The organism is Pseudoduganella lutea (genome assembly GCF_004209755.1).
GTDB classification, from domain to species: domain Bacteria; phylum Pseudomonadota; class Gammaproteobacteria; order Burkholderiales; family Burkholderiaceae_D; genus Rugamonas; species Rugamonas lutea.
The window spans coordinates 7,306,501-7,320,646 of the sequence record NZ_CP035913.1 but is presented as its reverse complement, the minus strand read 5'-3'; the positions used below and the strand labels follow the sequence as shown (position 1 = coordinate 7,320,646).

Sequence of the window (14,146 nt, the reverse complement as noted above, 5' to 3'; positions counted from 1 at the left end):
GGCCGCCAGCTCAATCGCATGGCAAGGCCTTCGGATCGGCGCAGTAGGGCCGGCCGCGATAGGCGAACCAGTCGAAATCGGCGTGCAGGCGGGCGCCGGACATGTCCTGGCATGCCATGCCGACGAACGCGCCGGTGAAGTTGGGCTGGCCGGGGGCGTTGGCTTCGTCGGAGAGGATGCTCGCATCGAATTGCTGCGGCAGCCATTGCCATGCGCCGGCATCGGCATCGCCATTGTTGCCCGTCGCGCGCCAGCCGAAGTGCAGGCGCTCGTCGTCCACTTCCACGCGCAGGTGCACCTGGCCGTCCGGCGGCAGCGGCACGGGCGCCGTGAACGTGTCGGTCTGCACGTGGTTCGGCAGGCTGCTCATCACGCGCAGGTGCCGGCCATGGGTTTCGTCCTGCGTGATGTACAGGTAGTGGAACTTCGACGCGTTGTAGTAGCACACCAGCCCCGCCTGCTGCTGGTAGTGTTCCGGCATGAAATCGACCACGGTCGACGCGCTGTAGCAGTGCGACTGCTGGCGGCGCGCCACCAGTGCCTGGCGGAAAGTGCTGCCGAGGCTTTCGCGGCCGTGCAGGCGCAGGTGGCCGGGCCGCGCGGCGAGCGAGAACAGCTCGTCCGGCCACGGGCTGCGCAGCCACTGGAAATCGATCGGCAACTGGCCATCATCGAAGTTCTCGCGCACCGGCGTCGCGGGGAAAGGGTGTTGTGGCAGGCCGGGCGCGGCGGCGGTCAACGCCGGCATCGCGTCGCCATCGACCGTGCGCAGCCAGCCATCCTCGCCCCACACCACGGGCTGGAGCGCCGTTTCCCGCCCCAGCGTGCACGTACCGCGGTTGCGCAGCGGGCGGCCGCACAGATAGGCGATGTACGTGCGGCCGTCCGGCGTGTCGACCAGGTCGGCATGCCCGGCCCGCTGCAGCGCCGCATCGGGGCGGTTGCGCGACGTCAGGATCGTCATGTCGGGATGCAGTTCATACGGCCCGTGCAGGCTGCGCGAGCGCGCCATCGTCACACCGTGGTGCCACCCCGTGCCGCCTTCGGCCGTCAGCAGGTAGTAGTAGCCGTTGCGCCGGTACAGGTGCGGCGCCTCGGTCAGGCCGTGGGCCGTGCCGGGGAAGATGTTTTCGCGGCGGCCGACAAGCCGGCGTTCCGCCACCGAGTACTCCTGCGCGACGATACCGTTGAAGCGGTTGCCGCCCGGGCGGTGGTCCCACAGCTGGTTCAGCAGGTACTTGCGGCCGTCGTCGTCATGGAACAGCGACGGGTCGAAGCCGCTGCTGTTCAGGTAGACGGGATCGGACCACGGCCCGTCGATGGCCGGGCTCGTGACGAGGTAATTGTGGAAGTCGCGCAGCGAGGCGCTGCCGGTGGCCCCGCCGGTTGACGTGCGGCCGTAGCGCTTGACGTCCGTGAAGATCAGCCAGAACAGGCCATCCGCATGGGTCAGGCAGGGCGCCCACACGCCGCAGGAATCGGGCGCGCCCAGCATGTCGAGCTGGCTGGCGCGGGTCAGCGGCCGGGTCAGCAGGCGCCAGTTCACCAGGTCGCGCGAATGGTGGATCTGCACGCCCGGATACCACTCGAAGGTCGACGTGGCGATATAGTAGTCGTCGCCGACCCGCACGATGGACGGGTCGGGATTGAAGCCGGGAAGGATGGGATTCTGGATCATGTCTTTTGCAGGGTCAGGGTGTCGAAACCGGTGGGTTGCGGCGCGGGCTCGCGCACCAGGATCCACAGCACGGCGGCGGCCACCAGGTCGAGCACCGCGAGGCTGACGAAGAACGGCGTGTAGCCCACGGTGGCCATCATGCCGCCGATCAGCAGCGAGAAGATCAGCAGGCCCAGGTTGCCGAACGTGCCGCACATGCCGGCCACGGTGGCCACTTCGTTGCGGCGGAATAGGTCCGAGGACATAGTGATGACGGTGACGGACAGCGTCTGATGCGCGAAGCCGGCCAGGCTCAGCAGGGCAATGGCGGCATACGGGCTTTCCACGTAACCGACGAAGGCCACGCCCATCATCATGCAGGCGCCCACGGTGAAGGCGCCGCGCCGCGCATTGATCAGCCGGACCCCGCGCTTTTGCAGCCACAGCACGACGATCGGCCCGAACATGCAGCCCAGGTCCGCGGCGAGGAACGGCAGCCAGGCGAACATGGCGATCTGCGCCAGGTCGAAGCCGCGCACGGTCGTCAGGTACAGCGGCACCCAGAACGCCAGCGTGCCCCATGCGGGGTCGGCCAGGAAGCGGGCAGGGCGATGCCCCAGAAGTTGCGCAGCTTGAGGATGCTGAGGATGGACGGGCGCGTGCCGTCGCCCTGCAGGTGCTGTTCCTGCCCCGCGGCGATGTGCTCCGCCTCGGCGGCGGCCAGCCGGCGGTGGCGCGCCGGCGCGTCGTACAGCAGCAGCCACGCCGCCACCCACACGAGGCCCAGGGCGCCCGTGATCACGAACGCCGACTGCCAGTTGTAGTACAGGATCGCCCAGACGACGAGCGGCGGCGCCAGCATCGAGCCGAACGAGGCGCCGATGTTGAAGATCCCGCCCGCCAGGCCACGCTCCTTCGCGGGGAACCATTCGGAGACCGCCTTCATGCCGGCCGGGTTGGCCGACCCCTCGGCCAGCCCGAGCAGGCCGCGCAGGAACGCCAGCGTCTGCCAGTTGGTGGCCATGCCGTGCGCCATGCAGATCAGCGACCATGCCGTGGCGAACATCGCAAAGCCGTATTTCAGGCCGATCACGTCCAGCACGTAGCCGCACAGCGGCTGCAGCATGATCGTGCCCTGGAAGGCCGCCGTGATGTATGAATACTCTTGCGTGGTGATGTCCAGGTCGGTGAGCAGCGTGGGCGCCGCCACGGCCAGCGTGCTGCGCGTCAGGTAGTTGATGATGGCGCCGAGCATGACCAGTCCGATCATCCACCAGCGCAGTCCCCGTATTTTCTTGGTATGCATGTTTGCGCAATCATATCGAATGGACCGCAACAATAGCATAGCAAGCGGCAAAAAAGACACGTCGCTGGTAGCGCAATCGATGATGCATGGCACCATTTTCCATGATGCCTGCTACCATGCGCCCGGAAAGGAGATGGCGCATGTGCGTGAATTATGTGACGGTAAAAAAGGAGAGCCTGGCGCGCTTTGCCGCCTCGGAGGGAACAACCGGGCAACAGACGCCGTTCGCCCCGCGCGGCGAGTGGGAAGATGAGGTGTGGCAGGATTATGCGGCACCGATCGTCATCGCCGCGCCCGAAGGCCGCCGCTGCCTCGTGGGCACCTACGGCATGGTGCCGCAGCACCGCCTGGCGCCCGGCAGCCGCGCCTACTCGACGATGAATGCGCGCAGCGAGACGGCCGCCGAGCTGGCCAGCTACCGCGAGGCGTGGATGCGCTTTCGCTTTTGCCTGGTGCCCATGGAGCGCTGGTTCGAGCCGAACTACGAGAGCGGCCGGCACCAGCGCTGGTCGATCGGCCGCGCCGATGGCGCACCGCTGGCCGTGGCCGGCCTGTGGCGCGCCTGGGAAGAGCCGGACGGGCGCCGGGTGTGTTCGTTCACGCAGCTGACCGTCAATGCCGACGCGCACCCGCTGCTGTCGCGGTTCCACCGCCCTGGCGACGAAAAACGCGCCCTCGTGCCGCTGCCTCCGGAACGATGGGACGACTGGCTGCACTGCCGCGATGCCGACGCGGCGCGGCGCCTGCTGGTGCTGCCGGAAGATGGCCTGCTGGTGGCCGGGCCGGCGCCACTGGCGGGGAAAGAGGAGCCGCCGCAGGCGCAGTTGTTCTAGCCCGCAGTGGTCGGGCAGCGGTGTCCGACACCCACAGGCAAAATCCGGGGTCAGGGAGGAGTGCTGGCCTGCAGGCCAGCACCGCTTTGCCGGCAAGGAGCGGTGCTCCTTGAAATCCCGGCAAAGCCCCGCCGGGTCAGACCCCGGCCGTTCGCTGTTGGGGCGATTGCAAGCGCCGTCGACTGGCTGGCAGACTTTCGCGTGCCGCAAATGTGCGCGCTTCTTTTCCGTCCCGATCAAGCCACCGTCTGCTCCACCGCCCGCCCCGCGAAGATCGCCAGGCACGCCTCGGCCGGCAGCGGCTCGCCGTACAGATAGCCCTGGATCTCGTCGCAGCCGTTGGCCCGCAGCGATGCCAGCTGGGCGGCATCCTCGACGCCTTCGGCGATCACCCGCAATCCCAGGCTGTGCGCCAGCGCGATGACGGCGCGCGTGATCGCCAGGTCCTCGCTGTCCTCCGGCAGGTCGCGCACGAAGGCGCGGTCGATCTTCAGTGCGTCGAGGGGGAAGCGCTTCAGGTAGGACAGGCTCGAATAACCGGTGCCGAAATCGTCGATCGACAGCCCGATGCCGGCCGCCTTCAGGCGCAGCAGGATACCTTCGGACACGGCCGGATCGCTCATCAGCATCGTTTCCGTGAGTTCGAATTCCAGCGCGCCCGGCGCGATGCCGGCATCGCGCGCCGCCGCGAGGATCGCGTCGACCAGGTCTTCCTGCTGGAACTGGCGGGCCGACAGGTTGACCGCCACGGGCACCGGCGGCATGCCGGCATCGCGCCATGCGCGCACCTGGGCGCACACGGAGCGGATCACCCAGGCCCCGACAGGCAGGATCAGGCCCGTGTCTTCCAGCACCGGCACGAACTCGGCGGGTTGTACGGGGCCCAGCGGGCCATGCCAGCGCAGCAGCGCCTCGAAGCCCGTCAGCCGGCCGGACGCCACATCCTGCTTCGGCTGGTAGGCCAGCGTGAATTCGCCCCGGTCCAGTGCGCCGCGCAGCCCGGATTCGAGCGCCACGCGGTACGCCACGCGCTCGTTCATCTCGCTGCGGAAACGGCAGCCGCGCGCGCGCCCGTGCTGCTTGGCGGCATACATTGCCGTGTCGGCGTTGCGCACCAGGTCCTCGGCCGCATGGCCGTCGCGCGGCGCGCACGCGATGCCGATGCTGGCGCCGATGAACACCTCGCGGCCATCGAGCACGAAAGGGCGATCCAGGCTGTCCACCAGCGCTTCGGCGCAGGCGTCGGCGCCGTCGTCCGGAAAGCCGGGCGGGCAGATCACGGCGAATTCGTCGCCCCCCAGTCGGGCGACGAACGCGCGCGGCGGCACGCCGGCGCGCAGCCGCTGCGCCGCCTCGACCAGCAGGGCGTCGCCGGCCGCATGGCCGAGCGTGTCGTTGACGTTCTTGAAGTGATCCAGGTCGATGACCAGCAGCTGCACGGCATTGCCGGCGGCGATCGTGCTTTCCAGCCGGTCGCCGAACGCGGCGCGGTTCGGCAGCGCCGTCAGCGGATCGTGCGTGGCCAGGTAGCGCAGCCGCGTACTGCTGTCATGGCGCTCTACCGCGTTGGCGAAGGTGCCGGCAAGGCTGTCGAGGAAGTGACGATCGTGGTCCGTGAACGCCTCGTCATGGGCACCCTGCACGGCCAGCACGCCATGCGCGTCGCCCCAGCGCAGCGCCACCTCGGCGCGGTCCGCGCTGTCGCGGGGCGCCGACCGGGCAGGGTAGAGGGGCGGCCACACTGCCACGCAGATGGTCCTCTTTTCGGCCTGCTGCAGCAGCGCGGCGCAATCGGCCTCCAGGCCGACCGCCGCCGCGCGCACGAGCAGGCGGCACAGCGTCTCGTAGTCCGATTCCACCAGCGCACAGCGAGCGAATGCGGCGGCCTGCTCGTGCTTGCGCGCGTGGGCCAGCGCCAGGTGCTCGCTGCGGCGGCGGTCGGTGATGTCGATCTCGATGCAGATGTATTTCTCCACGTTGCGCGCGGCATCGAAGATCGGCACCACGGTGCGTCGGTGCCAGCGCGGCCGGCCGGACCGGTCCACCAGCCGCACCTCGCAGGTCAGCGTGGAGGCACCGTGCAGGCCCTGGCGCCGCGGTTCCAGCAGCTCGCCGATCTGGTCGATCGGCATCGCCAGCAGCTCCTCGCGCGTATGGCCCGAAGCGGTCACGTAGCGGTCGTTGGCGGCGACGATGCGACCCGCCGGATCGAGCTCGCACACGCTGCATGCCTCGTCGAGCGCGCTCTTGTGCTGGATCAGCGAGTCGATGAGCGTGTCGATGCGCTCGTCGAAGCGGCTGCGGATGCTGTGCGTGATGCGGTCCACGGCGCGCATCGCCTGTTCGATCTCCAGCGGCGCGTCGCCGGAGCGGGCGGCGGCTTCGGCCACGCCGGCCGACAGGTCGGCTTCGTAGCGCTGCAGCCGCGTCAACTGGCCGAGCCAGCGGCGCAGCAGGCGGTGCATCGCGAACAGCGACAGCAGCACGCAGGCGGCCGCCAGCCAGGCCGCATCGCGCATCAGGTGCCACAGCCGCTCGGCGATCTCGGCATCGTCGAAAGTGAGCCGCATCACCCCGTAATCGCGGCCGCCCACGGTGATCGGCCGGTTGACGTCGTACAGCCGGGCCGCCACCATGTCGACGATGAAGGCGGGCGGCACGCCGCCTTCGCGCGGCGGCGCGGCGATGCGCAGCGTATGGCCGCCCACGTCGATGAATGCGGCGGACTGGAACGGCGAGTAGTGCAGCGTCTTGGCCAGCGTGCGCTGCACCGTGTCGTAGTCGCCGACGACGACGCTGTCCTCGACAGCCTGCAACGCCACCTCGGCCAGCATGCCGGCCGTGTCCTGCACGTCCTCGATCTCGCGCGTGAACTGCAGGTGGTAATAGGTACCCAGCCCCAGGACGAGAAAGCACAGCAGCGTGGCGCTGTACAGCGCGAGCATGCGGCCCCACAGCGTGCGCGGGGTCAGGCGGCGCAGCGCGGCCATCGTCAACGCAGGCTGGCCGGGATGCGGCCGTAGAATTCGCGGTAGGCGCCGTAGTCGGCCTCGCTCGCCGGCACGAAGGCGAAGGGCGCGGTCTTGACCAGCGCGGCCGCTTCGGCCAACACGCCGCGCCCGCGCGGGTCGTCGGCCATGCCGGTGAAGGCGCGCGCCACTGCCTCGGCCGTTGCGGCCGGCACGCGCGGCGACACCATCAGCGCCAGGTCGGTGAACGGTTCCGATTGCCACAGCACGCGCAGCGGCTGCCGGGTACGGGCCATGAACGACGCGGCCAGCTGCGAATTGGCGCCCACCGCGCGCGCCTTGCCGCTGACGAGCTGGGCAAAGGCCCCATCCATATTGCCGGCGAAAACCACGTTCACGGGCACGGCGCGCCGCAGCAGTTCGGCGTAGCTGACCTTGTAGGCCACGATTGCCTCGGGGCCGGGAAACGCGACGTCGGCACCGGCCAGCCCGGCAAGGTCGCGTACCGGCGAGTTGGCCAGCGTGACGATCTGCGAGCGCACCGGGTTGCCGCTGCGGCGCGCCAGCACGCGCCAGCCCATCCGCGAGCGTTCCGGCGCGAACAGATGGTTGGTGAAGGCAAAGTCCACTTCCTGCGCCAGCACGAAACTGGTGGTATCGGCGGATGTGCGGCCGAGCTTCAGGCGAATCATGACGCCGCTGGCCTGCGACACGTATTCCATGATGGGATTCCAGTAACTGGCGGTGATCTGGACGTTGTACTGGTTGACCGGGGAAAACTGGTAAACAGGTGAAATAGCAGGTGACAAAGCGGGAGCCGAAGGGGCTTGCGGGGCCGCGCTGTCGGATGCGGGCGCAGCACAGGCGGCATGCGCAACACAGCAGGCGGCCAGCAGGCCGGCGGTTCGGGTCGGGTACATCAGGGCTCCATCGATGGCGCGTTGGCAGACGCAGGGAAGGGCCGCCCGGCGGACGGCGGACGGCGGACGGCGGACGGCATTTTAGCGCAAACCGATAGCGATTGAACAATAACCAGAAATTAAGAAGTTAAAAATCTGGCAAAGCTCACAGGTTGGCAGTTGATTACGGTTATCTTTTAATAATGTTTAAACCTTTTATATCGTTACTCAAAAACCCCTGATTTTTCGTCATTACCCTGTTGATTTGCATTGCTTCGCCTGCATATCGGCCTGGTAGCAATTGACAAGGAGAACATGATGGAACCCCTACTCAACAATGGTGGCGCCGATCACGATGTCGGTGCCTACAACCCGGGGCGGCTGCTTGACACCCTGGCCGAGCGGCTCAGCGCCAAGAACGATGCGGCCCTCTCGCGCGCGCTCGAAGTGGCGCCGCCCGTGCTCAGCAAGATCCGCCATGGCCGCTTGCCGGTCGGTGCCACGATCCTGCTGCGCATGCACGAAGCAAGCGGCATTCCGATCCGGGAATTGCGCGACCTGATGGGCGACCGGCGTGGCCGCATGCGCATGAGCCCCCAGGAGTTCCGGCCGAAATCGGCGCAGCAACCGGACGATCAGCACCTGGGCAGCTGATCCCGAGGCGGCAGGCAAATAATGGGTCGCTGAGTCGCACAGCAACACGGGCACGCGGAACGGCCATGCGGTGCGGGCATTGCCCGGCCGCCGGCCGGGGAGCGTCGCTGTCGATCGACAATGCGCCTTCGGGCACATTGCCCGGAGGGCCTGTGCGCGTCGGCTACCGGCCGATGAGAACCGGTGCGTTCCGGCGAACAGCGCATGTTGTTTTCAAGCCGATAGCGACAAACGAATACAACTTGGCGGCAGGCTTGGGTGGAACATGCAAGCCGGAACCCAGGAGCACCCGAGCTCGCCTTGCGGGCATGACGGCGTCCAGGCACTTCCTCCATGCAAACCAGTTTCGCGACAACGCGAATCCACCGGGAGACAGCAATGGCACGCCACGGCACCACGAGCACCAACGATTTCATTCCACCCCGTTCCCGCTACCACGACAGCGGGAAGTTCGGGCGGATGTTCGGATCCCTTCCACCGTTCGCCTCCGACAATCCGTCGGTGCGCGAAAAGCTGCTGGAACTGGGCCGCGCCGGCGGCATCATGGATGCTTGCGACCCGCGGGACGCGACACCGGTCGCGCTGGTGACGGATCTCAATCTCGGCATCCACAACCAGGACAACCCGAAGATGAGCGCGGGCATGACCTTCCTGGGCCAGTTCCTCGACCACGACATGACGTACGATCCCACGTCCAGCCTGGAACGGCAGGCCGATCCCGAACACATCTCGAATTTCCGTACGCCGACGCTGTCGCTCGACAGCATCTATGGCGCCGGGCCCGATGCAAATCCCTTCCTGTACCAGCGCGCCAATCCCGCGAAATTCCTGATCGAGCACGGTGGCATGAAGGATGACCTGCCGAGGAACTGCGAGGGCTGCGCGCTGATCGGCGATCCCCGCAACGACGAAAACCTGATCGTCTCGCAACTGCACCTGGCCATGCTGAAGTTCCACAATGCGGTGGTGGACCACCTGGCGCCGCTCGGGCTGGGCGGCGCGGAACTGTTCTGCGAAGCGCAGCGCCAGGTGCGCTGGCATTACCAGTGGATCGTGCTGCACGAATTCCTCCCGCTGACCTGCGGCAAGGCGATCGTGAAGGACGTGGTGGACAACGGCCTGAAGTTCTACAAGTGGAAAAACGAACCGTTCATTCCCGTGGAATTTTCCGTGGCGGCCTACCGCTTCGGGCACAGCCAGGTGCGGCCATCGTACCGCGCCAATTTCACCGGCAACGGCGGCGAGCCCTTCATCGCGATGATCTTCGGCGGCCAGGGTGGCTCAGTCTCGGATCCGGAAGACCTGCGCGGCGGCTGCCGCGCCGGGCGGCGCTTCGTGGGCTGGTCCACCTTCTTCGACTTCGGCGACGAGCAGGTGAAACCGAACAAGAGGATCGACACGAAGCTGTCGACGGCGCTGTTCGCCCTGCCGTCATCCGTGGTGGCCAACCCTTCGCCGGCCAGCAATCCGGCGTCGCTCGCGCAGCGCAACCTGCTGCGGCACCTCACGTTCGCACTGCCTTCCGGGCAGCGTGTCGCGCAGGCGATGCACGTCACGCCGCTGTCGGCCGAACAGCTTCCCGAACTGCACGCGCTGAATCTCCAGCACGCCACGCCGCTGTGGTACTACATCCTCAAGGAAGCCGAACTGGAAGCCTCGGGTGAACACCTGGGGCCGGTGGGCGGACGCATCGTCGCCGAGGTCATGATCGGCCTGCTGCTGGGCGACAAGCAGTCCTACCTGACCCAGGATCCGGAGTGGCGGCCAACGCTGCCGACCCGCAAGGATGCGGACCGTGGCAACCGCTTCTCGATGGTCGACCTGCTGTCGTTCGCCGATGCGACAGCCCACGAGTTCCGGATGAACTGACGGCGCCCGCGGCTCAGGGCGCCGTGTAGAACTCGATCTCGACGATCGACAGCACGCCCTTCGGCGTCTGGTTCGCCCCGGTATCGGTGATCGCCTGGTTCGCCACCTCGGTCAGCTTGATGGCATTGGACTCGTCGGCCACGCCATTGAGTTCCACGCGCACCGTGCCGCCGTGCACCGGCTTCAGGGGCAGCGTCACGTAGCCCAGGCTCTTCGGCGTCATGCCTTCGTAGACGGGTGTGTCGTCGACGATCACGCGCAGCGGGTAGCTGCGCTCGCGCCAGCCGGAAAGCTTCAGCGAGATTTCGCCGAGCGTGGCCGGTTGCGCGAGCCGGTAGGTGATGGCGCCGTGGCCCGGGGTGCTGGACCACTTCGTCGTTTCATCGTCGTCGAACGTCAACGCGGCATCGCCCGCATTGCTGGCCGCTTCGGCCGAGGCCACGGGAACGGTCACGCGCGACACGCGGAACGAAGGCGTGGCCGGCGTCGGCCCCCGGTCGAGGTGCAGCGGCAAGCCATCGGCCGGGAAGCGCGTGGCCAGGCCACCCTCGACCTTGAACGGTTGCGTGGCCAGCGTCACCGTGGCCGGCGCCAGCCCGGCGGCGCTGGCGCGCAGCACCACGCGGCCCGGCTTGGTGGTGCTGCGCACGAGCACGCGGTTCACGCCGCCCTCGACGGGCAGCGCGCGGGCCAGCACATGGTTGCCCGGACCCTGCGCGATGCCGCCGCGCCATTCGGCCGGGCCCTGCAGGTCGAACTTCACCGTGTCCAGCGCGACCGGATTGCGGCGGCCCCGCGCGTCGACGACTTCGACCTGTACCAGTGCCAGGTCGGCGCCGTCCGCGCGCATGCCGCCCGGCGCCGTCATTGCCGTCAGCTTCAGCGCGGCGGGAGCACCGGCCGTGGCCAGCGTCGTCTCGCAGACCTTTTTTCCGGCCGAGTCGAGGCCGACCGCCTTCAGCTCACCCGGCTGCCAGGCCACGCTGTCGAACGTGAACAAGAAGCGTTCGGTCTGCCGGCCTTCGCCGAGCTTCTTGCCGTTCAGGTACAACGCCACCTTGTCCGCGCTGGAAATCACGGTGACAGGCTTCACGGTACCCGCCGCGTAGTTCCAGTGGCCGACGATGTGGGCGCGCGGCTTCTCGACATCCACCCAGCCATCCCACATCACCTGGTGGGCATGAAAACCGTCCTTCGGGATGCGCATCGCGTCCACTTCGCCGCTGCGGCGGTAGTTCTCGGCGCCCCGGTGGTGCGTGTTCGAATCGGAGAACACGATGTTCACACCGCCGGACGATACGCGCCTGCCCGTGCCGGGCCGCTCGCGCCAGTAGTCATACCAGCGCTTCACGTTCTCGATCGCGTGCGTGTCCATGTTGCGGTTGTAGGTGGGCGCGGGTTGCCCCTTGTGGAGCGGGCCGTCGCCGTCCTTGTGGAAGGGTGGGGTGAACTCGTCCCAGAACTTCCGGGCACCCTCGTCGCGCGAATATTCCATCGCCCACATCGGAATGCGCGCGCTCTTGTTTATGTACAGCATTTCGCCGCCATATTCGGCGATGCCGTGCAGTTCGGTGGACAGCATTTCCCGGCTGCCCGATGCGCGGCCGCCATGCGGGTCGTAGCGGTCGCGCAGCGCCTTCATCTCGCGCATGTGCTCCGCGCTCACGCCGCGGTTGCCGCTTTCGTAGAAAAGGATGCTGGGGCTGTTGCGGTTGTAGACGATCGCGTCCGTCATCACTTCGATGCGCTGTTCCCAGCGCCGGCCCGTGACGTCCTTTTCGGCGTCCCCCGGCGGCATCGCATGCATGAGGCCGAGCCGGTCGAGCGATTCCGTGTCCTGGCGCCATGGCGTGATGTGCATCCACCGGATCAGATTCGCATTGCTGGCCAGCGCCAGGCCGTTGCTGTAGTCGCTCAGCCAGGCCGGCACCGACATGCCGACGGCCGGCCATTCGTTCGACGTGCGCTGCGCATACCCCTTGAGCTGGAGCACGCGGTCGTTCAGCTTCACCACGCCGTCCTTGAACTCGGTCTTGCGGAAGCCCGTGCGCGTGACGACGGTGTCGACCGGCACGCCGTCGACCTTCAGCGTCGTTTCCACGTCGTACAGGTAGCCGTAGCCCCAGCTCCAGAAGTGCAGTCCCGCCACCGGCGCCTGCGCCTTCACGGTCGCGGTGGCGCCCGGCGTCACGGTCTGCGGCGGCGCGGCGAAACGGGCCACCTCCTTGCCGTCGCGGTCGCGCAGCCGCACTTCATAGGTGAACGTGCGCGCGTGGTCGTCATCGTTCTTCACCTCCGATTCCGCCGCTATCGTGGCGCGGCGGCCAGGAATGTCGAAGTCGCGCGCATACACGTAGACACCGGTCGTGCCCAGTGACGAATACAGGGGCAGGGTCTGGTACAGCCGGTCCGTCACGTGCAGTTTCACGTTCTTCGGCAAGCCGCCATAGTTGGCGTTGAAGTTGCGGTCGGCCCACTGGTAGCGCTGGCCCGTCGCCGCTTCCTTGTAATCCCAGCTGTTGTCGGTGCGGACCGCCACCACGTTCCGGCCCGGCACGAGCGCATCGGTGATGTCGAAGCCGAATGCCGTGACGCCGTTCTCGTGCAGGCCCATGCGCCGGCCGTTGACGTAGACTTCGGCCGCCTGCCGCGCGCCTTCGAATTCGAGGAACACCTTGCGGCCCTTCGCCGCGGCCGGCAGCGTGAAGCGCTTGCGGTACCAGGCAATGCCGGTCGAGTGGTCGACGATGTCCTTGGCGAATGCTTCGTCCTCGTTCCACGCGCGCGGCAGGGTCACCGGTTTCCAGGTGGCGTCGTCGAACGCCGGCCGAATGGCTTCTGGCGTGTCAGTGACGGCCAGCCGCCAGCCGGGGTTGAAGTTGTAGACGGTGCGGGCGGCATGCGCCGGCAGCGCATGGCCGGCAACGGCGGCGCACACCAGCAGGGAAGCGCCGAAGTGCCGTGCCACGTGAGAGGTGGCGGTCATCAAGGTCTCTCGAATACTAATATATCAATGGCGCCGGGCGGGTGCCTGGGCGCTCCGGCGATTATCCGGGGCTGCGCCGCACTGTCCAGCCATCGCCGGCGGCTGCGGGCAATCGCTCACGAAGTTGATCCGGGGCCATGTCATTGCGATCCGCGCCCGCGCAGCCGGTAGAATCACGCCATCCCGCGGCGAACCTTCGAGAAATGAGCGACTACACTTTACCTGGCACTTTCCGGCTCGACCGGTCCCGCAGCGCGGCAGTGCAGGTGTATGAACACCTGCGCGAGCTGATCGTCACGCTGGCGCTGCCGCCCGGCGCCGTGCTGTCGCGCACCGACCTGGCCGGCTATTTCGATGTGTCGGTCACGCCGGTGCGCGATGCGCTGGCGCGGCTGGACGACGAGAAGCTCGTCGAAGTGTTTCCCCAGCATGCCACGCGGGTGCGCGCGGTCGACCTGTCGTCGGCACGCGAGGCGCATTTCCTGCGGCTGTCGGTGGAGCTCGAGCTCGTGCACACGCTGGCCCAGCGGCCGGACCCGCGGCTGGCCGGGCGGCTGCTCGACATCGTGGCCCGGCAGGAAGCTTGCCTGGCCACGGGCGACCTGGCCAGCTTCACGGCGGCGGACATGGCATTCCACCACACGATGTACGACGCGGCATCGCTCGCGGGCCTGTGGCACCGGCTGCGCGACGGCAGCGGCAACCTGGACCGGCTGCGCCGCCTGCACCTGCCGCTGAACGGCAAGGCCCGGTCGATTCTCGAGCAGCATGCCGAGATCGCCCGGGCCATCGGCGACGGCGACGCCGCGAGTGCCCAGTCATGGGTACGGCAGCACCTGTCGGGCACCTTGTCGGAGCTCGACGCGCTGCGCGCGCGGTATCCGGATTTCGTGTTGCCGGTGAACTGACATCGAGGGGGACTTCCGGGGAGAACCGGTGTCCGACACGTTTTCCGAACAAGCGCCGGAAAACA

Annotated in this window: 10 protein-coding genes; 4 read left to right on the top strand and 6 right to left on the bottom strand. The window is 67.7% G+C overall.

Features of this window, described 5'->3' with window-relative positions; all coding sequences use genetic code 11:
- Positions 1–10 precede the first annotated feature (10 nt).
- From EWM63_RS30785 to EWM63_RS33020, 3 genes are read right to left on the bottom strand one after another with little or no spacing between them, the layout of a single operon-like run.
- The gene (locus EWM63_RS30785; RefSeq protein ID WP_130189921.1) at positions 11–1,678 is read right to left on the bottom strand and encodes a glycoside hydrolase family 43 protein; all 1,668 of its coding nucleotides are present in this window, start codon (positions 1,676–1,678) and stop codon (positions 11–13) included.
- Positions 1,675–2,217 carry an MFS transporter gene (locus tag EWM63_RS33025; RefSeq protein WP_307720814.1) on the bottom strand — a complete coding sequence of 181 codons (543 nt, stop codon included), beginning with the start codon at positions 2,215–2,217 and terminating at the stop codon, positions 1,675–1,677. Before EWM63_RS33025 ends, EWM63_RS30785 begins: the two co-directional genes overlap by 4 nt.
- On the bottom strand, positions 2,202–2,963 hold the full coding sequence (locus EWM63_RS33020) for an MFS transporter (RefSeq protein WP_307720813.1): 762 nt from the start codon (positions 2,961–2,963) through the stop codon (positions 2,202–2,204). Before EWM63_RS33020 ends, EWM63_RS33025 begins: the two co-directional genes overlap by 16 nt.
- A 140-nt stretch (positions 2,964–3,103) precedes the next feature.
- On the opposite strand from EWM63_RS33020, the gene EWM63_RS30775 reads away from it, so the two are divergent.
- Positions 3,104–3,796 carry an SOS response-associated peptidase gene (locus EWM63_RS30775; RefSeq protein ID WP_165391004.1) on the top strand — a complete coding sequence of 231 codons (693 nt, stop codon included), beginning with the start codon at positions 3,104–3,106 and terminating at the stop codon, positions 3,794–3,796.
- Positions 3,797–4,032: 236 nt separating this feature from the next.
- On the opposite strand, the gene EWM63_RS30770 is transcribed toward EWM63_RS30775, so the two are convergent.
- Positions 4,033–6,786, bottom strand: coding sequence for a putative bifunctional diguanylate cyclase/phosphodiesterase (locus EWM63_RS30770; RefSeq protein WP_130189919.1), 2,754 nt, complete (start codon positions 6,784–6,786; stop codon positions 4,033–4,035).
- Between the two features lie 2 nt (positions 6,787–6,788).
- Positions 6,789–7,685 (bottom strand): phosphate/phosphite/phosphonate ABC transporter substrate-binding protein, encoded by an 897-nt coding sequence (locus EWM63_RS30765; RefSeq protein ID WP_130189918.1) that lies wholly within the window; start codon positions 7,683–7,685, stop codon positions 6,789–6,791.
- 294 nt (positions 7,686–7,979) lie between these two features.
- On the opposite strand from EWM63_RS30765, the gene EWM63_RS30760 reads away from it, so the two are divergent.
- Entirely contained in the window at positions 7,980–8,318 is a 339-nt protein-coding gene (locus tag EWM63_RS30760) for a hypothetical protein (RefSeq protein WP_130189917.1), read from the top strand.
- Positions 8,319–8,696: 378 nt separating this feature from the next.
- Positions 8,697–10,187 carry a peroxidase family protein gene (locus tag EWM63_RS30755; RefSeq protein WP_130189916.1) on the top strand — a complete coding sequence of 497 codons (1,491 nt, stop codon included), beginning with the start codon at positions 8,697–8,699 and terminating at the stop codon, positions 10,185–10,187.
- Between the two features lie 13 nt (positions 10,188–10,200).
- Here EWM63_RS30755 and EWM63_RS30750 read toward each other — a convergent pair whose 3' ends face one another.
- A complete protein-coding gene (locus EWM63_RS30750; RefSeq protein WP_130189915.1) occupies positions 10,201–13,173 on the bottom strand; it encodes a glycoside hydrolase family 2 protein in 2,973 nt (990 codons plus the stop codon).
- Positions 13,174–13,376: 203 nt separating this feature from the next.
- Here EWM63_RS30750 and EWM63_RS30745 point away from each other — a divergent pair, with 203 nt between their 5' ends.
- On the top strand, positions 13,377–14,081 hold the full coding sequence (locus EWM63_RS30745; RefSeq protein WP_130189914.1) for a GntR family transcriptional regulator: 705 nt from the start codon (positions 13,377–13,379) through the stop codon (positions 14,079–14,081).
- Positions 14,082–14,146 lie beyond the last annotated feature (65 nt).